Origin of the sequence: Actinoplanes sp. DH11 (assembly GCF_020873875.1) — a bacterium.
GTDB lineage: Bacteria > Actinomycetota > Actinomycetes > Mycobacteriales > Micromonosporaceae > Actinoplanes.
Map to the genome: position 1 here is coordinate 99,651 of NZ_JAHWGU010000006.1, position 19,823 is coordinate 119,473.

Annotated in this window: 17 protein-coding genes; 10 read left to right on the forward strand and 7 right to left on the reverse strand. The window is 71.8% G+C overall.

Annotation, left to right across the window (positions count from 1 at the left end):
- Positions 1-22: 22 nt before the first annotated feature.
- The 5 genes from LPA41_RS10855 (at position 23) to LPA41_RS10875 (ending at position 3,424) form a co-directional block, all read left to right on the forward strand.
- Complete coding sequence (locus tag LPA41_RS10855) at positions 23-229, forward strand: hypothetical protein (protein ID WP_229069975.1); 207 nt, start codon at positions 23-25, stop codon at positions 227-229.
- A gap of 47 nt (positions 230-276) precedes the next feature.
- Positions 277-1,080 (forward strand): SDR family oxidoreductase, encoded by an 804-nt coding sequence (locus LPA41_RS10860; protein ID WP_229069976.1) that lies wholly within the window; start codon positions 277-279, stop codon positions 1,078-1,080.
- Entirely contained in the window at positions 1,080-1,409 is a 330-nt protein-coding gene (locus LPA41_RS10865) for a nuclear transport factor 2 family protein (protein WP_229069977.1), read from the forward strand. The genes LPA41_RS10860 and LPA41_RS10865 overlap by 1 nt, the downstream gene beginning before the upstream one ends.
- A gap of 143 nt (positions 1,410-1,552) precedes the next feature.
- Complete coding sequence (locus LPA41_RS10870; protein WP_229069978.1) at positions 1,553-2,356, forward strand: SDR family oxidoreductase; 804 nt, start codon at positions 1,553-1,555, stop codon at positions 2,354-2,356.
- A 90-nt stretch (positions 2,357-2,446) separates the two neighbouring features.
- On the forward strand, positions 2,447-3,424 hold the full coding sequence (locus tag LPA41_RS10875) for a trypsin-like serine protease (protein WP_229069979.1): 978 nt from the start codon (positions 2,447-2,449) through the stop codon (positions 3,422-3,424).
- A 26-nt stretch (positions 3,425-3,450) separates the two neighbouring features.
- Here the strand turns inward: LPA41_RS10875 and LPA41_RS10880 are convergent, their stop codons facing one another.
- Positions 3,451-4,782 carry a WD40 repeat domain-containing protein gene (locus LPA41_RS10880; RefSeq protein ID WP_229069980.1) on the reverse strand — a complete coding sequence of 444 codons (1,332 nt, stop codon included), beginning with the start codon at positions 4,780-4,782 and terminating at the stop codon, positions 3,451-3,453.
- Between the two features lie 539 nt (positions 4,783-5,321).
- Between LPA41_RS10880 and LPA41_RS10885 the strand changes: the two genes are divergently transcribed.
- The gene (locus LPA41_RS10885) at positions 5,322-5,636 is read left to right on the forward strand and encodes a hypothetical protein (RefSeq protein WP_229069981.1); all 315 of its coding nucleotides are present in this window, start codon (positions 5,322-5,324) and stop codon (positions 5,634-5,636) included.
- A gap of 347 nt (positions 5,637-5,983) precedes the next feature.
- On the opposite strand, the gene LPA41_RS10890 is transcribed toward LPA41_RS10885, so the two are convergent.
- On the reverse strand, positions 5,984-7,015 hold the full coding sequence (locus LPA41_RS10890) for a LacI family DNA-binding transcriptional regulator (RefSeq protein ID WP_229069982.1): 1,032 nt from the start codon (positions 7,013-7,015) through the stop codon (positions 5,984-5,986).
- A gap of 861 nt (positions 7,016-7,876) precedes the next feature.
- Positions 7,877-8,500 (reverse strand): DUF305 domain-containing protein, encoded by a 624-nt coding sequence (locus LPA41_RS10895; protein WP_229069983.1) that lies wholly within the window; start codon positions 8,498-8,500, stop codon positions 7,877-7,879.
- A gap of 493 nt (positions 8,501-8,993) precedes the next feature.
- Here LPA41_RS10895 and LPA41_RS10900 point away from each other — a divergent pair, with 493 nt between their 5' ends.
- The 4 genes from LPA41_RS10900 (at position 8,994) to LPA41_RS10915 (ending at position 14,287) form a co-directional block, all read left to right on the forward strand.
- On the forward strand, positions 8,994-10,658 hold the full coding sequence (locus tag LPA41_RS10900) for a discoidin domain-containing protein (RefSeq protein ID WP_229069984.1): 1,665 nt from the start codon (positions 8,994-8,996) through the stop codon (positions 10,656-10,658).
- Positions 10,659-10,731: 73 nt separating this feature from the next.
- Entirely contained in the window at positions 10,732-11,991 is a 1,260-nt protein-coding gene (locus LPA41_RS10905) for a DUF1996 domain-containing protein (protein WP_229069985.1), read from the forward strand.
- 60 nt (positions 11,992-12,051) lie between these two features.
- A complete protein-coding gene (locus LPA41_RS10910) occupies positions 12,052-13,227 on the forward strand; it encodes a sensor histidine kinase KdpD (protein WP_229069986.1) in 1,176 nt (391 codons plus the stop codon).
- Between the two features lie 61 nt (positions 13,228-13,288).
- Entirely contained in the window at positions 13,289-14,287 is a 999-nt protein-coding gene (locus tag LPA41_RS10915) for a LacI family DNA-binding transcriptional regulator (RefSeq protein WP_229069987.1), read from the forward strand.
- 86 nt (positions 14,288-14,373) lie between these two features.
- Here LPA41_RS10915 and LPA41_RS10920 read toward each other — a convergent pair whose 3' ends face one another.
- The 4 genes from LPA41_RS10920 to LPA41_RS10935 form a co-directional block, all read right to left on the reverse strand.
- Complete coding sequence (locus LPA41_RS10920; protein ID WP_229069988.1) at positions 14,374-16,176, reverse strand: GGDEF domain-containing protein; 1,803 nt, start codon at positions 16,174-16,176, stop codon at positions 14,374-14,376.
- An 85-nt stretch (positions 16,177-16,261) separates the two neighbouring features.
- Entirely contained in the window at positions 16,262-18,319 is a 2,058-nt protein-coding gene (locus tag LPA41_RS10925) for a xanthine dehydrogenase family protein molybdopterin-binding subunit (RefSeq protein WP_229069989.1), read from the reverse strand.
- Positions 18,316-19,293 (reverse strand): xanthine dehydrogenase family protein subunit M, encoded by a 978-nt coding sequence (locus LPA41_RS10930; protein WP_229069990.1) that lies wholly within the window; start codon positions 19,291-19,293, stop codon positions 18,316-18,318. The genes LPA41_RS10925 and LPA41_RS10930 overlap by 4 nt, the downstream gene beginning before the upstream one ends.
- Entirely contained in the window at positions 19,290-19,775 is a 486-nt protein-coding gene (locus LPA41_RS10935) for a 2Fe-2S iron-sulfur cluster-binding protein (RefSeq protein WP_229069991.1), read from the reverse strand. The genes LPA41_RS10930 and LPA41_RS10935 overlap by 4 nt, the downstream gene beginning before the upstream one ends.
- Positions 19,776-19,823 lie beyond the last annotated feature (48 nt).

Consider the following 19,823-nt stretch of genomic DNA (forward strand, 5'->3'; position numbering starts at 1 on the left):
CACTCGTTCAAGGGAGCAGCCGATGACAGTGCAATCCTCACAGGTCGTTGTCGTCGCCCGCCGGATCATGTCCGCGTTCCTCTGGCTGGCACTCGTCGTGATCGTCGCGCTGGCCGCGGTCAACAGCTGGACGGCGTTCCACTCCGGTGACCACTCCATCGCCATCGCCGCCTCGGTCGCCGGGCTCGCGCCGATCCTGCTGGCGGTGCTGCTCACCCGCCGCGTCTGATGACGCGGTCCGGGTCAACCCGGTGTGACTGACGGTATGGTCAGCCGGTGAAGCGCACCGCTCTGGTCACCGGGGCTTCCTCCGGCATCGGCCTCGCCACCGCAGCCGCCCTCGCCACCCGCGGCTACCGGGTGATCGGCACCAGCCGCCATCCGTCCGCACTGAGCGACGCCCAGCGCGCCCCCGGCGTGGAGTACGTGGCGCTCGACCTCACCTCCGACACGTCGATCGAGTCCCTGGCGGGCCTGCTCACCGAAGTGGACGTGCTGGTCAACAACGCGGGGGAGAGCCAGTCCGGCCCGTTCGAGGACTTACCCGGGGACGCGCTGCGGCGGCTGTTCCAGGTAAACGTGCTCGGCCCGGTGCGGCTGGCCCAGCTGGCACTGCCCGGGATGCGCGAACGCCGCTCCGGCCGGGTCGTCATGGTCGGGTCGATGCTGGCGTCGTTCCCGCTGGCCTACCGGTCGTCCTACGTCGCGACGAAGGCGGCCATCAAGGGGTTCAGCAACGGGGCCCGGCACGAGTACTCGCCGTACGGTGTCTGGCTCACCACCGTCGAACCCGGCTCCATCAACACCGGCATCAGCGAGCGGCGCACCACGTACGTGGCGGACGACTCCCCGCACCGCGCCGACTTCGACCGGATGCTCGCGGCCCTGAACCGCAACGAGGGCACCGGCATCAGCGCCACCCAGGTCGCCGCGACGGTGGTCAAGGCCATCGAGGCGCCCCGGCCGAAACCGCACTACGCGGTCGGCAGCAACGCCCCGCTGGTGTTCGCGCTGCGCCGCCTGCTGCCGGCCACCCTGGTCGAGAAGGCCACCCACCGCAAACACGACCTGTCCCGCTGATGAGCGACGAGGAGGCGGCCCGCGCCTACGTCGCGGCGTTCAACGCGGCGGTGACCACCGGCGACTGGCAGACCTTCACGGACGCGCTGCACCCGGACGCGGTGATGACCTTCACCGGGCCGCCGGTGGGCCCGTTCCACGGACGGGAGGCGATCGCGCGGGCGTACGCGGCCGACCCGCCCGACGACACGATCGAACCCGTGGAATTCGGGCCGGACGGCGTCGTCCGGTTCAGGTGGTCCCGCGGTGGCGCCGGCACGGTCGTCCTGGGCTGGGCGGGCGGCCGCGTGGCACGGGTGGCGATCCGCTTCCACGACGACCCCGCCTGACATCCGCCCGGCCGGGGCTGGGCACCGCATGACGACGGTCGGCGTGGACCTGTTGCCGGGCGACCGGCGGCGGCCGAGGCGGCGTTCGGTTACCGGCCGTCCGGGGGCAGTTAGAACGGCGGCGAGCCGGGCATCTCAGCGGTATGACGACGGAAATCAACGAATTCGCTGTGGTTACCGGTGCCTCCAGCGGCATCGGGTACGAACTCGCCCGCAAGTTCGCCGAGAACGGCTACGACCTGCTGATCGTCGCGGAGGACGCCGGCATCGAGGAGGCCGCCAACGTGCTGCGCCGCGACGGTGAGAACCAGGTGGTCGCCGTACGCGCGGACCTGGCCACCTTCGACGGGGTGGAACAGACCTACGCCGCCATCCGGGAGACCGGCCGGCCCGTCGACGCCCTGGCCCTGAACGCGGGCCGTGGCATCGGGGGCGACTTCGTACGCCAGACCGATCTGGCCGACGAACTCAACGTGATCGACGTGAACGTCACCTCCACCGTGCACCTGGCCAAGCGCGTCCTGCCGGACATGGTGGCGCGCGGGCAGGGCCAGGTGCTGTTCACCTCGTCGATCGCCTCCGAGATGCCCGGCACATACCAGGCGGTGTACAACGCCTCCAAGTCGTTCGTGCAGTCGTTCGCCGAGGCGCTGCGCGCCGAACTCAACGACACCGGCGTCTCGGTGACGTCGCTGATGCCCGGCCCGACCGACACCAACTTCTTCCACCGCGCCGAGATGGACGACACCCGGGTCGGCCAGAGCAAGAAGGACGACCCGGCGCAGGTTGCCGCGCAGGGCTTCGAGGCGATGCTCAAGGACAAGGAGAAGGTGGTCGCCGGTTCGCTGAAGACCAAGGCGCAGGGCGTCGGCGCGAAGGTGATGCCGGACCGTCTCAAGGCCGAGATGCACCGCCGGATGGCCGAGCCCGGCGCCGGAAAGTCCTAGATCATCGAAAAACTCAACCTTTCGGGTCTCCCGTTCGTCAATCCAGGTGGGGTTGCCGGAATTGCCTAGGCTGCACGGGCGGTGGGACACATGTGGAAGACGCTGGCGATGTCGGTCGCGGTCACGATGGGCGTGATCGCGACTGCGACGCCTGCTCAGGCGATCGCGAACGGGGAAAGCGTGCCGGACGGCCGTTACCCGTTCTCGGTCAAGCTGATCGCTCTCGGGATCCCGACGGCGGACGGCGGCACCCGGGACAGCTCCTGTTCCGGGGGCCTGATCTCGCCGCACTGGGTGCTGACGGCCGCGCACTGCTTCAAGGACGCGCAGGGCAACCGGGTGTCGCGGACCGTCGCCGAGCAGACGTACGCCACGGTCGGCCGGACCGACCAGAGCGGTGACGCGGGTTATCAGGCCGAGGTGGTGGAGGTGCGCCAGCACGGCGAGGCCGACATCTCCCTGGCGCGGCTCGACCGGGCGATCACCGACATCACCCCGCTGCGGCTGAGCCGCAAGAAACCGGCCTCGGGCCAGAAGACCAGGCTGGTGGGGTACGGGCTGACGAAGGCGGGCGCCTCCCGCACCCCCGACCGGGCGCGCACCGGCAGGTTCACGGTCACGTCGGTGGGTGCGTCGGAGATGGGACTTTCCGGCATCGCGCCGCGCGCGGACACCAGCCCGTGCGAACGCGACTCCGGTGGGCCGTACTTCACCGAGCCCGACGGCGGCACCCCGATCGTGGTGGGGGTGGTCAGCCGGGGGCCGGACTGCCCGCACACCGGCCCCGACATCGCCACCCGGGTCGACGCGGTGGCGCCGTGGATCCTGTCGGTGATCAAAAAAGACCTGAAGCCGTCGCCGGCGCCGTCGCGCAAACCCACCACGAAATCCACGGCGAAACCGACCATCGCACCGGACCGGGTCGCGGCACCCGAGCCCCGTTCGGCGTTGCTCGGGATGTCGCCGATGGTCCTGGTCGTGGTGCCGGTCGCCGTGGTCGGGCTGATCGCTCTGGTGGTGGCGTCGGGCCGCAAGGACCGTTACCGGGGCAACCGCCGCCGCCGCTGATCCCACGCCGGCGCCCGGCCCGGCCCTTACGCCGGCGTGGGACCCGGCTTGCTCGGCGGACCGGCCGGGGCAGACGAGCGGCGCCGGCGGCGGACGGTTGCGACCGCCGCGAAGATCAGCGGCACGAAGACGATGCCGAGGCAGATCAGCGGCACCACGGCCCACACGATGATCGGCCGCGCCGGGAACGGGTTCGCCGCCGGTGTGGCACCGCCGAACCGGCCCGCCTGCAGCAGGTCGGCCGCGACGTCGATGGTCAGCACGTCACCGGGCGGGTCGAGCAGGGTCCGCGTACCGCCGCCGGGGCTGAGGCCGAGCAGGGCGATGTCGCCGGTCTCGTACCATCCGGTGTCGTTCCAGAATCCCGGCGTCGCGTCCGACTGGGCCTCGCGGTAGGCGTCCTTCTCCGGCAGATGCCGCACCACGACGAGATCCCGGCCCTGGCTCCAGCCGAGCGCGCGGATCGCCATCCCGGTCACCGCCGGCAGCTCCGGCCCGGTCGCGGGCGCGCCGGTCGCGGCGTCGAGGTAGCCGACAGTCCAGCGGCGGGCGGCGAGGGCCGTCTCGTCGCAGTCCTGCACGCAGCCGTCGAGCCGGGCGATCGCGATGCGCGTGCCGTCCGGGGTGAACGCGCCGGTGCCGGCGAGGTGGGCCCGGTCGCCCAGCTGGGCCGTCCACACGGTGGCGCCGGTGCGGTCCATCAACCGCAGCGTCTCACCGGACGTGATGGCCAGGTGCCGGCCGTCGGGGGCGAACGCACCCCGGGACGCGCTGCGCACCGACCAGTCGGGGATCTCCTCGCCGATCAGCCGGCGGCCCCCGGTGTCCAGATCGATCAGGACGAACTGGACGTTCTCACTGTTCGCGCCGACGTAGACCGAGGTCAGCACCGACCGGCCGTCCGGCGCCCAGGCGATCGGACCGGCCGACGACAGCTCCACCGGGTGGATCCGGGACTTCCCGGTCGTCAGGTCGATGATTTCCAGACCCTCGGTGTCGACGGCGGACCGGGCCACCCGGAGCCCGTCCGGCGAGAGCAGCACATCGGCACCGGCGGCGACGGAATCCCAGCCACCGTGCAGCAGCATCCGGTAGTCGCCCGCACGCCCAACCACCGCGATCTTGCCCTCGGAGTCGAAGATGTCGGTGCCGCGGAAACCGATCGAGTCACCGCCCACCAGCACGGAGGCCCGGCCGGGCGGATCCATGTCCACGGTTGCCTGCCACATCCAGGGCAGTTCGAGACCGCCGGGGACGGCGTCGCCGGGCGCGTCACGCCACGGCCGGGTCGCGCCGGCGACAACCAGGGCCGCCACGACGACGGCCACCGCCGACCAGGTCAGAATCTTCTTGCGCACGCGGGGAGTATGCCGCCTGCTGTCAACGCGAGCGAGCCCACACCGGGGTGTGCGTTCACCACGTGCGGTCAGGCAGCCCCGGCCTGTGCTCCCGGCCCGTGCCCCCAGCCTGTGCTGTCGGCCGTGCTCCCGGCCCGTGCCCTCAGCCTGTGCTGTCGGCCGTGCTCCCGGCCCGTGCTCCCAGCCTGTGCTGTCGGCCGTGCCCCCGGCCCGTGCCCCCGGCCCGTGCTCCCAGCCTGTGCTGTCGGCCGTGCTTTCGGCCTGTGCTGCCGGTTGTCAACCGGCGAGTGCGAGCGGTGCTCGGCGCGGCGTTGTTGATCTGCTAGCGCTACGAAATCGCTGTGATCATGGGGTTATCACCGCGATTTCGCATCGCCAGCAGATCAACTTCTCGCCATGGACGGCGTGTCCGGTGCCGCCGGAGCCGCGCCGCGCGGTCGAACCCGTGCGCTGTCGCCCGAAAGGGCGGCCCACCGGCATCCACAGAGGAATGTCACGGTCTGTGATGAACGGCTCGCGGGCGTACGGCGTATCCACTGATGCCGGGTACCCCCGGCGTCACGATGGAGGACACCATGACGGTCCGGGAACTGCACCGCCAAGAGGCACAACATCATTCCGGCGCGATCTTGCGGGGTCATGGCCGGTTCGCCCGCCAGTTCGAGGTTGACGGTCACGTGCTGACGCTCGGTGTGGAGCCGGGCGTCCGCGGCGGTCTCTACTACCTGCCGTCGGTGCCGCGCTGGGACGACGGTACGCCGGTGCCGCGCGACATCGCCACCAACCTGCAACCGATCATCGAAGAGGTCGAACGCTTCTGGGGATGCTGGCCCGAGTTCCGCGCGATCCTCTGACCCGGCGCCGCCCCGTGCCCCTTTCCCGGCCCGGGTGACGCCGGACGCGCTGCCCATGCCGAGAAGTTGATCTGCTAGCGATGCGAAATTGCTGTGATCATGGGGCTGTGACGACGATTTTGCATCGCTAGCAGATCAACATCGCCGCTCGGACCCTTCGCAGCGAAACGCGCCTGGCCATCCACTGGCCACAGGAAAGCCGAACGCAGGGGTACACGACCCCACCCTCATCCGCCTCACCGAGCGCCGCCGCGTCGACATACCGCACCTGCGGCGCTCACCGTCCCGGCCGCCACCCGCCGCCGCACTCCGTGCCGCAGCCGATCCACCAGCAATGCGGTGCCGGGTCAGGCGCTCTGGCGTTCGACCAGCTTGGGCTCGTAGATGACCGATCGTACCCGGCCGGCCGGCGTCTCCACCTGGGTGAGCAGAAGGCGGGCCGCCTCGGCGGACATGTCCTCCAGGGGGTGCCGCACGGTGGTCAGAGCCGGCGCGGCGGCCAGGGCGGCGCTGCTGTCGTCGAAGCCGATCACGGCTACGTCGTCGGGGACCGCGCGGCCACTTTCGCGCAGGACGGCGAGGGCGCCAAGGGCCATCAGGTCGTTCGCGACGAAGACGCCGTCCAGGCCAGGGTGGGCGGTGAGCAGCTCGCGCATGGCGGTGGCGCCGCTCTCGCGGGTGAAATTGCCGGTGGCGCCCGGCACCCAGGCATGGCCGTGCCGGGCTGCGGCACGGCGGAAACCGGAGTCGCGGTCGACGCTCGCCGGCACCTCGGCGGGGCCGGAGATCAGTGCCGGCCGGCGGCAGCCGCGGGCGGCTAGGTGGTCGGCGGCGAGGGCGGCACCGGCCTCGTTGTCGAGGTCGACGTAGCTGATCGGGACGGGTTCGGCGGGGCGGCCGATCAGGACGGCCGGGATGCCTGCGGTGGCGAGCAGGCCGGGCAGCGGGTCGTGGGCCGGCAGGGACAGCACAGCGGCGCCGTCGGCCTGGCCGTTGCGCAGGTCGCCGATGAGACGCCGGTGACCGTCCGCGCCGACCATCTGCAGGGCCAGCTGGACGCCGGCGGGCCGCAGCACGCTCATCAGGCCGCCGACCACCCGCCCGAAGTAGGGGTCGGAGAAGAACCGGCTCATGAACGGGTCGTCGTCGTGGGTCTCCGAGTCGGAGACGACCAGGGCCACGGTGCCGGTGCGGCGGGTGACGAGCGACCGGGCCAGCCGGTTGGGCACGTAACCGGTCTGGTCGACGGCGTTCCACACCTGCTGGTGCAGCTGCGGGTCGACGTTGCGGATGCCGTTGACGACACGGGACACGGTCGCCCGGGAGACACCCGCCACGCGGGCCACATCTTCGAGCGTGGGCAGCCGCTGGCTCTGCATGACCGAAGTTATAGCACGGGGAGAGCGCTTTCCAATGGCCCGCTCAACAGGTGGGGAAGCGGTAGTGCGGGGAACAGCGGCCTGCGCAAGCACCGGCCTCCGGCAGCCTGAAGGCATTGACGTATGTCATGTCGGAACGGCTGGGGGAAAGCGCTCTCCGAGTCACCGGCCGCTGGCAACCAGTCCGCCCAGGCTGCGGACACCCTGCTGTCACATGGCCGGTCGGCCCTCGCCTCCTCCGTGGAGAACGGCGAGTCGCCCCCGATCGCCGCCTTCGGTGGCTGCTCCGACGTCCGCGATCGCTGCCTTCGGTGGCTGCTCCGGCATCCGCGATGGATGCCTTCGGTGGCTGCTCCGCCGTCCGCTGGAGCTCCAGTGGGCGGGGTTACTCGTTCCACTACGAACGTGTGGGATCCGCCGACGCCCGACGCCCGACGCCCGACGCCCGACGCCCGATGCCCGATGCCCGACGCCCGACGCCCGACGCCCTGGTGCGGCACTGCGTCAACGACGGGCACCAGTGCGATCCGCGGGTTTCGACAAGTACCAGCCGGAGCGCGGGGCCGCCTTGAACGAGAACTACGACCTGCGGTGATCGCCGGGTGACACCGAGCCGGGGCGGTGGCCCCGGGCTCGGCCACAGCGGAGGTTCGACGGCGGCCGCGCGATGCGGGAAGGCGGGCGCGGCGGGGTGCACGCGGTGCGACGGCGGCCGCGCTATGCGGGAAGGCGGGCGCGGCGGGATGCACGCGGTGCGACGGCGAACGCGCGATGCCGCCCGCGCGAAAAGGGGACGGGAATGCGCGGGAACGCGCCGGAAAGCGTGCGGTGACGGTCAGGAGGGGAGCGGATAACAGTTTTTCAGCGCGGATTTTCGGTGACCCACCGCAGTGATTGAACGGCGAATTCGCGGTTCAGCTTGACGCGTTCGGCGACGGTGGCGATCGGCGGCGGGCTGTCCGTCTTGAGCAGGGAGAGCAGCAGGCTTTGACCCTGTTGCAGATGCTCCGTCAAGCGGGTGCGCAGCACCGCGTCGAACGCGTCGCCGGTCAGTGCGGCCGCCTCGGCGACCTGTTCGGGTGTCACCATGCCCGGCATCGGCATGCCCTTGTGCGGGTTCTCCGCGGGCAGCCCGGCCTCGGTGTGCAGCCGGCGCAACTCGGTCAACTCCTCCATGGTACGCATCCTGACCTGCTCCGACAGCTCCTTGAGGCCCGGTTCCCGGCCGTGCGCGCTGGTGAGGTCGAGAAGGGGGAGCAGCTGCTCGTTCATCGCGATGGTGATCTCGAGCCAGGCCGTGTCGGTGGTGGAGAACGAGGCGGAGAGGGCCGACGGCAGCGGGGCGCCCGCCGGTGGCGCGGCGGGGGCCGATGAGAGCGCGGTGGCCTCGGGAGCGGGCTGCCGCCCTGCGCAACCGGCGGTAAGGCCGGCGGTAAGGCCGGCGGCGAGGATGGCCGTGAAAAATGCCCGATGATGTGCTGGCACTCGCGCAGTCTCCGGTTCCGGAACCGTAGATGTCAATGCTTTCTATTGACGTCCGGCAACATGGCAGAAACAATATTGGTACTTGGAGAGCGCTTTCCAAGTCCCAGCCCAAGCCCAAGCCCAGGCCCCAGCCCAAGCCCGGCGGCGCTCGGCGTCGGAAAGGTGTACGTGTACCCCCTACGGCGGCCATGGCAACGCCGGCATCGAGCAGCGGTCGTTCCGGGTGCGCCGCCGCCCGTCCCTGGCACCGGCCTCCGCAGTTGACCTCCACGGGCATCCCCAGGTTCCGGAACTTGGGGACGCCCGTTTCCGCCCTCCCCGCACTGAGCTGCGTCAATGCATGTCGCCGGCGTGGAGAAAGCGCTTCCCCGTCGTTCTCGGTGCATTGACAGCCCTCATCGGCCGGTTCACAGTGTCGGACAAGAGAGCGCTTTCACAGTTCCGTCCACGCTGTGAAACACCTCCGCAACATTCCCCCCGAGGAGTCCCCGTGATGAAACGTCGCCTCCTGTCCGTAGCCGCCCTGCTCGCGGCCTTCCTCGCCGTCCCCGCCGGACCGGCCGCCGCCGCCGCCGAGGTCCTCGTCTCGCAGAACAAGCCGGTCACCGCCTCGTCCAGCGAAGGCGCCGGCACCCCGGCCGGGTCCGCCGTCGACGGCGACAACGGCACCCGCTGGTCGAGCGCCTTCGCCGCCGCGCAGTGGTTCCAGGTAGACCTGGGCGCGGCCACCGCGGTCAGCCGGGTCGCGATCAACTGGGAGGCGGCGTACGCCCGGGGCTTCCAGATCCAGCTCTCCGGCAACGGCAGCAGCTGGACCACCGCGTACACCACCACCTCGGCGACCGGCGGGCAACAGAGCATCCCGGTCACCGGCACCGCCCGCTACGTGCGGATCAACCTGACCCAGCGGGCGCTGGAGGCGTACGGCTACTCGTTCTGGGAGTTCCAGGTCTTCTCCGGCAGCGGCACCACGAACCCCGGCAACGGCCTGCTCTCGTACGCGAAACCGGCTCGCGCCTCCACCGAGCAGAACGACCCGCAGTGCAACCCGTGCACGGCGGACAAGGCGTTCGACAACGACCCGGCGAGCCGCTGGGCCACCAGTCCGACCACCGGATGGGTCGACCCCGGCTGGATCCAGGTCGACCTCGGCGCGACCGCCCAGATCAGCCAGGTCGTCCTGCAGTGGGATCCGGCGTACGCCCGCGCCTACCAGATCCAGGTCTCCGCCGACGCCACCACCTGGTCGACCATCTTCTCGACCACCACCGGTGACGGCCTGAAGGACGTCGTCAACGCCACCGGCACCGGCCGGTACGTGCGGATGTACGGCACCGCCCGCAGCAGCGCCTACGGCTACTCGCTCTGGGAGTTCAGCGTCTACGGCACCGGCGGCAACCCGACCGCACCGCCCGCGAAGCCCGCCGACCCTGTCTTCCCGGCCACCCGCCTGGTCTTCGCCGACGAGTTCGACGGTCCCGCCGGCAGCAGGCCGGACGGCACCAAGTGGACGATGGACCCGGGCTTCCCGCAGAACGGCGAGATCCAGTACTACACGCCGGACAGCCGCAACGCGTCCATGAACGGCACCGGCGCCCTCGTCATCGAGGCGCGCAAGGAAGCCTCCAACGGCCGCGACTACACGTCGCACCGGATGAACACGAGCAACAAGTTCTCGGTCCAGTACGGCCGGATCGAGGCCCGCGTCAAGGTGCCGAAGGGCAACGGGCTCTGGCCGGCGTTCTGGCTGATGGGCGACGACTTCCTGCAGGGGCGGCCGTGGCCGTACAACGGTGAGATCGACATCATGGAGGTCCTCGGCCGTAACACCAGCGAGGCGTACTCGACGCTGCACGCGCCGGCCTACAACGGCGCCGGAGGGTACGGCCAGAAGTACCCGACCGTCGACCTCTCCCAGGACTTCCACGTCTGGGCGGCCGAGTGGGACAGCAAGGGCATCCGGTTCTTCCTGGACGGCCGGCAGGTCTTCGACGCGAACAAGGAGACCGTGGAGAACACCCGGGGCCCGTGGATCTTCGACCACAAGTTCTACCTGATCCTGAACCTGGCCGTCGGCGGCGACTTCCCCGGCCCGATCGACGCGAGCACGCCGTTCCCGTCCCGGATGCTCGTCGACTACGTGCGGGTGTACCAATGAGCGAGCTTGCGAGCGAATCAGCTGGATCAGTCAGGAACTCATGTCGACGCCGCAGCGCAGCGGAGGTGGCGTCATGAGGCGGGTCATGGCTGGAGCCGTGGCCGCGGTTCTCGCCAGCTTCGCGATCGCCGTGGCCGGTGAGGCCGCCGCTGCGGACACGCTGCTCTCCCAGGGCCGGGCCGTCACCGCGTCGTCGACCGAGTCGGCCGCGTTCCCGGCCGCCAACGCCGTCGACGGCAACGCCGGGACCCGCTGGTCGAGCGCGTTCAGCGACCCGCAGTGGCTGCAGGTCGACCTCGGATCCAGCGCGACGATCACCTCGGTCGTGCTGGACTGGGAGGCGGCGTACGCCCGTACCTTCGCGGTCAAGGCCTCCGCGGACGCCCGCACCTGGACCACGTTGCACTCCACCGCCGCCGGAGGCGGTGGGAAGCAGACCCTGACGGTGACCGGCACCGGCCGGTACGTGCGGCTGGAGACCAGCGCGCGGGCGACGCAGTGGGGCGTTTCGCTTGCCGAGTTCCAGGTGTACGGGTCCGGCGGCACCACCACACCGCCGACGATCCCGCCGGGCGCCGTGCGGGTCGCCGAGTTCCTGGCCGACTGCCCGTTCAGTCACCGGCTGCCGGACGACCCGATCATCTTCCCGAACCTGCCCGGCGCCTCGCACATGCACAGCTTCTTCGGCAGCACCGTGACGAACGCGTCCTCGACGGTCGACACCCTGCTCAACGCGAACAGCAACTGCAACCCGTCGATCGACAAGTCGTCGTACTGGATCCCGACGCTCTACCGCGACAACCAGCCGGTGGAACCGGTCACCGGCATCTTCTACTACCTCGGTGAGGGCGTCCGCGACGACCTGATCGCGCAGACCCAGCCGCTGCCGCTGGGGCTGCGGATCGTGGCCGGCAACGCGAAGGCCGCCGGCCCGGCCGACAACACCCTCGCCCGGTGGTCGTGCCTGCACGCCGGGCACGTCGGGTCGTCGCCGGACTTCGTGAACTGCCCGGCCGGCTCGATGCTGGAGTCGTACCTCGACTTCCCGCACTGCTGGGACGGGCGCAACCTGGACTCGGCCGATCACAAGAGCCACATGGCGTACCCGGTGAACAACGCCTGCCCGCCGAGTCACCCGGTGGTCGTGCCGAAGCTGCGGCAGGTCATGCGGTACCCGGTGACCGGCGACCCGGCCCGGCTGCGGCTGGCGTCCGGTGCCGGCTACACCATGCACGGCGACTTCTTCAACGCCTGGCCGGTGGCGGAGATGGCGCGCCGCGTGAACGACTGCATCCGCCCGATCGTCAAGTGCGGGGTGGACGGGCGGCCCTGACGGTTGCTGCCCCTCGGGCTGCGTCCCCGAGGGGCAGCAACTCCGTTACACTCCGAACCGGTGCACAACGGGCCTTTCAGACTGCTCGGGACGGGGCCCCGGGCGGCGGCCCGGCAGGCCGCCGTCCTCGTCCTCCTCGCCGGCCTGCTCGCCCTGCTCGGCATCGTCAACGACCCCGGCCATGCGCACCGCCTGCTGATCGTCGCGGCCTGCGACCTCGCCCTCGGGCTGGTCGCCCTGCTCTTCCCGTGGCATCGCACCCCGCCGAACGCGCCGGCCGTGCTCGGGCTCGCCGGATTCGCCGTCATCGGCCTGTCCACCTGGTCTTTCGGCGGCATCGCGGCCGGGACCGGACCGTTCCTGGTGCTGCTGTACGCGTGGGCGGCGCTGCACTTCCCGCGCTGGATCCTGCTGCTCTTCCTGCTGCCCGCCACCGCCGCCTACCTGGTGCCGCTGATCCTGACCGGGCAGCCCGAGATGGTGCTCGCCAGCGCCGTCGTGATGATGCCGATCTCGCTCACCGTCGCCCTGCTGATCGAGGCGCAGGCCCGGCACCTGCGCGACGACCGGGAGCGGCTGGTTCGGATCGAACGGTGGCGGGCCGCGATGGTCAGCACCCTGGCCCACGACGTCCGGGCACCCCTGAGCACCGTGCGCGGTGCGCTCGAGGAGTTGCAGGACGAGGCGGGCGTCCACACCCAGCGGATGATCGAGGCGGCCCTGCGGCAGACCGCCCGGATCGCCCGGCTCGCCGACGGCCTGCTCGACCTGGACCGGATCGACAGCACCGGGCACCTGCGCCTCGACCTGGCGGCCCACCCGGCGGAACCACTTGTCGAGGACGCGCTGCTCGACGTCCGCGTGGACGCCGAGATCCGGGTGACGATCGACGCCGGCCTGACGCTGCACGTCGACCGGCAGCGGTTCGAGCAGATCCTGATCAACCTGGTGACGAACGCGCTGCGCTACGGCCGGCCGCCCGTCGACATCCGGCTCACCCGGGACGGCCGGTTCGACCGGCTCGAGGTGCGCGACCACGGGCCGGGAATCCCGGCGGAGCTGCGGTCCCGGCTCTTCGGCCAGTTCGCGGTCGGCGGGCCGCAGGGTGTCGGACTCGGGCTCTGGATCGTCCGGCAACTGGCCGTCGCGCACGGCGGCCAGGCCGTCGCGGAACCACGCGACCCCGGGGTGGCGATGGTGGTGACCTTCCCCGTACCGCCCGCTGCCGCCACCTGACCGGCGGTGTAGAACAGTGCTCATGAATTCCCGACCCGGCCGTGGCGGACAGCATCCCACGATGGATGAGGTCGCCGCCGCGGCAGGCGTCTCCCGGGCCACGGTGTCCCGGGTGATCAACGGAGCGGTCTCGGTCGCGCCCGCCATCCGGGAGTCGGTGCAGCGCGCGATCGCCCGCACCGGGTACGTGCCGAACGTCGCCGCCCGCAGCCTCGTGACCCGCCGCTCCGACTCCGTCGCCCTGGTGATCAGCGAGCCGGAGCGGCCGGACGACCACTCCTTCCTGAACCGGATCTTCACCGACCCGTACTTCGGCCGGGTCACCGCCGGCGCCACCGGAGCGCTGCGCCCGCACGACGTGCACCTGGTGGTCGTGCCGACCGACGCCGCCGACCACCACCGGGTCGTCCGCTACCTGCGGCAGGGCCACGTCGACGGCGTCCTGCTGATCAGCAGCAACGAGCACGACCCGCTGCCCGCCCAGGTGCACGCCCTGGGCATCCCGGCGGTGCTGTCGTCCCGGCCGCCCGGCCCGCTGCCGGTCAGCTACGTCGACGTCGACCAGCGCGCCGGCGCCCGGCTCGCCGCCGAGCACCTGCTGGCCCGGGGCTGCCGCGAGATCGCCACGGTCAGTGGGCCGCTCGACATCCCGGCCGGCTCGGAACGGCTCGCCGGGTTCCGCTCCGCCCTGCCCGGCCTCGACATCCCCGCCGTGACCGGCGACTTCACCCGGGCCGGCGGCGAGGCCGCGGCCCACGCGCTGCTCGACGCCCACCCGTCGCTGGACGGCCTGTTCGTGGCGAGCGACCTGATGGCCGAGGGCGCGCTGCGCGCCGTCCAGGACCGGGGCCGGCGGGTGCCCTCCGACGTGGCGGTCGTCGGCTTCGACGACTCCAGCGCCGCCCTCGAGTGCCGGCCCGCGCTGACCACGGTCCGCCAGCCGGTCGAGGAGATGGCCGCCGAGATGGCCGCCCTGCTCATCGCCCACATCGACGACCCCGGCCGCTCCCCGCGCTCGGTCATCTTCCAGCCCACCCTGATCCGCCGCGACTCCGCCTGACCGGCAGCGGCGCCGGCAGCGCGTCACCCACGCCGCAGCAGGCGGCGGGCTGGTGCTCGAGATCGAGGAGTGAGGGCCGTCCGGTGTCAGCGCCGGCCGGCGGTCTTCTCGCGGTACATCGCGGCGTCCGCCTCCCGCAGCAGCCGGTCGGGGTCGGTCGCGCCGTCGCCGGAGACGGCCACCCCGATGCTGACGCCGACGGTGACCGGCACCTCGTCGATGACGAAGGGCTCGGTCAGAGTCTTGCGGATCGCGTCCCGGACGACATGGTGACCGTCGGTGCCCTTCACCCCGCCGATCAGCACCACGAACTCGTCGCCGCCGAGCCGGGCCACCGTGTCGGTGCGGCGCAGCAGCTTCGTCAGCCGCTTGGCGACCTTGATCAGCAGTTCGTCGCCGGCGGCGTGGCCGAGGGAGTCGTTGACCGCCTTGAAGCCGTCCAGGTCGAGCAGCATCACCGCGAACCGGTAGTCGGGGTCGCGGGTGGCGCGCAGCCCGGCCTGGGTGAGCCGGTCCTCCAGCAGCAGCCGGTTCGGCAGGCCGGTCAGGTGGTCGCGCAGCGCCGCACTCCGCAGCTCCTCCTCCTGCTCCCGTAACGACAGCATGGTCACCCGGTAGTCGAGGGCCGTGGCGAGCAGGGAGCCGGAGTGGTTCATCAGTTCCCGGCCCGGGGGAGTGGTGGACTGGACGCGCCCGACCGCGGCCAGCATCCCCCAGTCCCGGGTCCGGCTGCGGACCGGGACGACGAGCACGATGTCACCGGCCGGCCCGTCGGCCGCGGTGAAGAGCTCCGCCGGCGGGAACTCGGCGACCGGTACGGCGGACAGGGGCGCGCCGACGTCGGTGCGGTACTGCCCGACCAGCCGCAGCGTGTCCGGCTCGGTCACCGACCAGAGACCGAGGCAGCCGGCCACCGCCGGGGTCAGGTCCAGCCAGTCCAGGTTCCGGGGTTCGACGGATTCGCCGCCGAGCAGGGCGATGCCGAGCTCGTACTCGATGTTGAGGGTGTTCTGGAGGTACCGCACCTCGTCGAAGAGGGCGCGGGTGTGCGCCTCGGAGACCGGGAAACCCTGGCTCGGGCAGCCGCACGACTCGCGGGGCACGAAGACCGTCGGCACCCTGGTCACCCGATCCGGGGCCGCGTCGGCGAGGGTTCGGTACGCGGCACGCCCCACCTCGTCGAGCGGCTGCCGCACGGTGGACAGCGCCGGCCGCAGGTACGCCGCGTCGGCGATGTCGTCGAAACCCACCACGGCCAGGTCGCCGGGGACGGCGAACCCGGCCGCCGCGATCCGCCCGGTCAGCCCGATCGCGTTGCGGTCGGTGCCCATCAGGATCGCGGTCACCGGCATCCCGGCCCGGACCAGCTCGTCCGCGACCGTCTCGCCGCCGCTCTCGTGGTTGTCACCGGCGTCGAACAGCAGCGGCGACAGCCCTCGCGCGAGCATCTCCGCCCGGTATCCCTCGTAGCGTTCCCGCAGGTCGAAGTGGGTCAGGTAACCGGCGAACGCGATCCGCTCGTGACCGTGCCCGGCCAGGTGCGCCACCGCTGCGCGTACCCCTGGGCGGTTGTCCGCGAGCACCGCGGCGCCGGCGCCGTCGTGCGCCACCCGGACCACCGGCAGCCCGGCCTGCCGGGCCTTCGCGGCGTACTCCTCGGAGACCGCGCCGGGCAGCACGGCCAGGCCGGACAGGTGCGCCCACGCCAGCGGGCGGTGGAACTCGGGCAGGCCGCTGCGGTCGGCGCTGTGCGAACCCGGGTCCAGCGTCTGCACGGCCATCACCCGGTCGCCGGCGGCGACGGCCGCGGCGTTGATCCCGGCGATGATCGCGCCGTAGTAGTCGCCGCCGACGAACGGGGAGAGGATGGCGTACGTGCGACCCGTCACCCCCTCATGATCGCGCACCGGGCCGCTTCGAGGCGGCGGGTGCCGGCCATTCCCGCATCGTTCTGCCGGGTCCGGCCGGCTCCGGTCACAGGTGGGGCAGCAGCTTGTCGAGCCGGACCGGGAGGTCGCGGACCCGGACGCCGGTGGCGTGCCAGACGGCGTTCACGATCGCGGCCGGCGAGCCGACGATGCCGATCTCGCCGACACCCTTGCTGCCCATCGGGTTGAGCTGGTCGTCCTGCTCGTCGAGCCAGGCGGCATCGATGTTCTCGACGTCGGCGTGCGCGGGGATGTGGTACTCGGCGAGGTCGTGGTTCACCCATTCCCCCATCGCCGGGTCCAGGACACCCTCCTCGTGCAGGGCCATCCCCATCCCCATGATCATGCCGCCGAGGAACTGACTGCGGGCGGTGCGCGGGTTCAGGATGCGGCCGGCGGCGTACATGCCGAACAGGCGGGACACCCGGACCTCGCCGGTGACGGCGTCCACCCGTACCTCGGCGAAGTGGGCGCCGAAGGCGTGCCGTCCCTCCTTCTCCTGCTTCTGGATCAGCTCCGTGGTGTCGAAGACGGCCTCGCGCTCGCCGGACTCGCGCAGCGCCCGGCACGCGCCGGTGACCGCCCAGCCCCACGAGGCGCTGCCCGAGGAGCCGCCGGCGACGGACGCCTTGGGCAGGCTGCTGTCGCCGATCCGGATCGTGATGCGCTCCACCGGCACGCCGAGGGCGTCCGCCGCGATCTGGGTCAGGATGGTCCGCGCCCCGGTGCCCAGGTCGGCCGCGCCGATCGCCACCTCGAAGCCGCCGTCGTCGAAGGCACGCACCCGGGCGGTCGACGGCTGGGCCATCGCCGGGTACGTCGCCCCGGCCACGCCGGTGCCGATCCACCAGTCGCCCTCGCGGCGCTGCCGCGGCCGGGGGTCCCGCCCGGACCAGCCGAAACGTTCGGCACCCTGACGCAGGCAGTCGACGTAGTGGCGGCTGGTGAACGGCGTACCGGTCTCCGGCTCGACCTCCGGCTCGTTGCGGACCCGCAGCTCGATCGGGTCGATGCCGAGTTCCGCGGCCAGTTCGTCCATCGCGCACTCCAGGGCGAACATGCCGGGCGCCTCACCGGGCGCGCGCATCCAGCGCGGCGTCGGCATGTCCAGCCGCAGCAGCCGGTGGCCGGTGCGCCGGTTCGGGGCGGCGTACATGTGCCGGGTCGCGACAGCGGTCTGCTCGGCGAACTCGAACAGCCGGCTGCTCTGGGAGAACGCCTGGTGATCGATCGCGGTCAGGGCGCCGTCGGAGGTAGCGGCCAGGCGGATCCGCTGCCGGGTCGGGGTGCGGTGCCCGACGACGGTGAACATCTGCTGCCGGGGCAGGGCCAGCTTGACCGGGCGGCCGGTGACCCGGGCACCCATCGCGGCGAGCACCGCGTTCGGCCGGGCCGTGCCCTTCGAGCCGAACCCGCCGCCGACGTGCTCGGTGATCACCCGGGTCTGGTCCGGGCGCATCCCGAACACCTGCGACACGGTGGCCGCGACACCGGACGGATGCTGGTTGGAGTCCCAGAGCGTCAGCTCGTCGCCGTCCCACCGGGCGATCGTCGCGTGCGGCTCCATCGGATTGTTGTGCAGGGCCGGCGTCGCGTACTCGACGTCGATCCGGACCGGTGCCGCCGCCCACGCCCGGTCCACGTCACCGGCCGCCGTCTCGGACGGGAATCCCGGGTTCACCGTCTCCGGCGTGTACAGCTCCGGGTGATCGGTCCGCAGCACCGTGTCGTGCTCCTCGGCGGTGATCTCCAGCCGGACCGTCTGCGCCGCCCGCCGCGCACCCTCCGGGGTGTCCGCCACGACCAGCGCCACCGGCTGCCCCCGATAGCTGATCGCCGCCGACTGCAGGACGGCGAGCTCGGGATCGTCCGCATCCCGCAGGCGGGGCGCGTTGCCGTGCCACAGCACGACGATCGCCTCGTCCGTCGGGTCCACGACCACGGCGTCCAGCCGGCCCCGCGCCACCGGCGACTGCACGATCCAGGCGTACGCGAGGTCGTCCTGCGGGTACTCGGCGGCGTACTTCGCCGCGCCGGTGACCTTTTTCGGTCCCTCCAGGCGCGCCAGCGGCGTGCCCACGGCCCGGTGCGTGGTGGCGGTCATCGGGTGCCTCCCGCGGCTGCCAGACGTTCCAGGACCGAGGCGGTCAGATTGCGCATCAGAGCGATCTTGTACGCGTTGTCGCGCAACGCCCGCGCCCCGGCGAGTTCCGCGTCCGCCGCCGCCAGGAAGGACTCCCGGGTGGCCGGCGCACCCCGCAGCCGTTCCTCGGCGATCCGGGCCCGCCAGGGTTTCGGCGCCACCGCGCCCCAGGCGAGCCGCACGTCACCGACCGTGCCGCCGGCGACGGTCAGTGCCGCCGCCACCGAGCCCACCGCGAACGCGTACGACGCCCGGTCGCGCGCCTTGCGATAGGCCGAGTTCGTCACCTCCACCGCCGGCAGGTCCACCGAGGTGATCAGCTCGCCGTGCTCCAGGACGGTGTCCCGCTCCGGCGCGTCACCCGGCAGCCGATGCAGTTCCTCGGCCGGGATGCGCCGCTCGCCCGCCGGTCCGCTGGTGTTCACCACCGCATCCAGCGCCACCAGCGCGACAGCCATGTCCGACGGGTGGGTCGCGATGCACGCGTCCGAGCCGCCGAGGATCGCCAGGTTCCGGTGATCGCCGTCCCGCGCCGGGCAGCCGGTCCCGGGTGCGTGCTTGTTGCACGGCTTGGTGGCGTCCATGAAGTAGCGGCAGCGGGTGCGCTGGAGCAGGTTCCCGCCGGTGGTCGCCATGTTGCGCAACTGCCCGGACGCCCCGGCGAGCAGGGCCTGGCTCAGCACCGGGTACCGCGTGCGGACCCGGGGGTCGGCGGCGAGGTCGCTGTTGCGTACCCCCGCGCCGATCCGCAGCCCGCCGCCCGGCAACTCGCTGATCTCGTCCGCCACCAGGCGGTTCACGTCGACCAGCACGTCCGGGGCGGCGACTCCCAGCTTCATCAGGTCGACCAGATTGGTGCCGCCGGCCAGGAACACCGCGCCCGGCTCCAGCCCGTCGGCGAACCCGGTGGCGCTGCGGTAGGTGAAGGTCTTCATCGGCCCGCCGCCTCGCGGATCGCCGGGACCATGTTCGGGTAGGCGCCGCAGCGGCACAGGTTACCGCTCATCCGTTCCCGGATCTCGGCGTCGCTGAGCAGGTCCTCGCCCTCGGGATCGCCGCCGGTGGCCGCGCTCGGCCAGCCCCGCTCCACCTCGTCGAGCATGCCGACCGCCGAGCAGATCTGGCCCGGCGTGCAGTAACCGCACTGGAACCCGTCGTGCTCCAGGAACCCGCGCTGGACCGGGTGGTCCTCGAAGCCCTCCACGGTCCGGATCTCGGCGTCCTGGTGCGCGACGGCGAGCAGCAGGCAGCTGTTGACCCGCCGACCGTCGAGCAGCACCGTGCAGGCGCCGCACTGGCCGTGGTCGCAGCCCTTCTTGGCGCCCGTCAGGTCGAGGTGCTCACGAAGAGCGTCCAGAACAGTGGTGCGCGGGTCGAGATCGAGGTCATGCTCGATGCCGTTGACGGTGAGACGCATGTCCGCCTCGTTACCCGCGTCGCCGGTGCCGAACCGGCCGAACCAGGA

What these genes read in the sequence shown, in the direction of transcription:
- LPA41_RS10855 (WP_229069975.1), top strand. Translation starts at nt 23, where the DNA reads ATGACAGTGCAATCCTCACAGGTCGTTGTCGTCGCCCGCCGGATCATG.
- LPA41_RS10865 (WP_229069977.1), top strand. Translation starts at nt 1,080, where the DNA reads ATGAGCGACGAGGAGGCGGCCCGCGCCTACGTCGCGGCGTTCAACGCG.
- LPA41_RS10870 (WP_229069978.1), top strand. Translation starts at nt 1,553, where the DNA reads ATGACGACGGAAATCAACGAATTCGCTGTGGTTACCGGTGCCTCCAGC.
- LPA41_RS10875 (WP_229069979.1), top strand. Translation starts at nt 2,447, where the DNA reads ATGTGGAAGACGCTGGCGATGTCGGTCGCGGTCACGATGGGCGTGATC.
- LPA41_RS10885 (WP_229069981.1), top strand. Translation starts at nt 5,322, where the DNA reads ATGCCGGGTACCCCCGGCGTCACGATGGAGGACACCATGACGGTCCGG.
- LPA41_RS10890 (WP_229069982.1), bottom strand. Translation starts at nt 7,015, where the DNA reads ATGCAGAGCCAGCGGCTGCCCACGCTCGAAGATGTGGCCCGCGTGGCG.
- LPA41_RS10900 (WP_229069984.1), top strand. Translation starts at nt 8,994, where the DNA reads ATGAAACGTCGCCTCCTGTCCGTAGCCGCCCTGCTCGCGGCCTTCCTC.
- LPA41_RS10905 (WP_229069985.1), top strand. Translation starts at nt 10,732, where the DNA reads ATGAGGCGGGTCATGGCTGGAGCCGTGGCCGCGGTTCTCGCCAGCTTC.
- LPA41_RS10915 (WP_229069987.1), top strand. Translation starts at nt 13,289, where the DNA reads ATGGATGAGGTCGCCGCCGCGGCAGGCGTCTCCCGGGCCACGGTGTCC.
- LPA41_RS10925 (WP_229069989.1), bottom strand. Translation starts at nt 18,319, where the DNA reads ATGACCGCCACCACGCACCGGGCCGTGGGCACGCCGCTGGCGCGCCTG.
- LPA41_RS10930 (WP_229069990.1), bottom strand. Translation starts at nt 19,293, where the DNA reads ATGAAGACCTTCACCTACCGCAGCGCCACCGGGTTCGCCGACGGGCTG.
- LPA41_RS10935 (WP_229069991.1), bottom strand. Translation starts at nt 19,775, where the DNA reads ATGCGTCTCACCGTCAACGGCATCGAGCATGACCTCGATCTCGACCCG.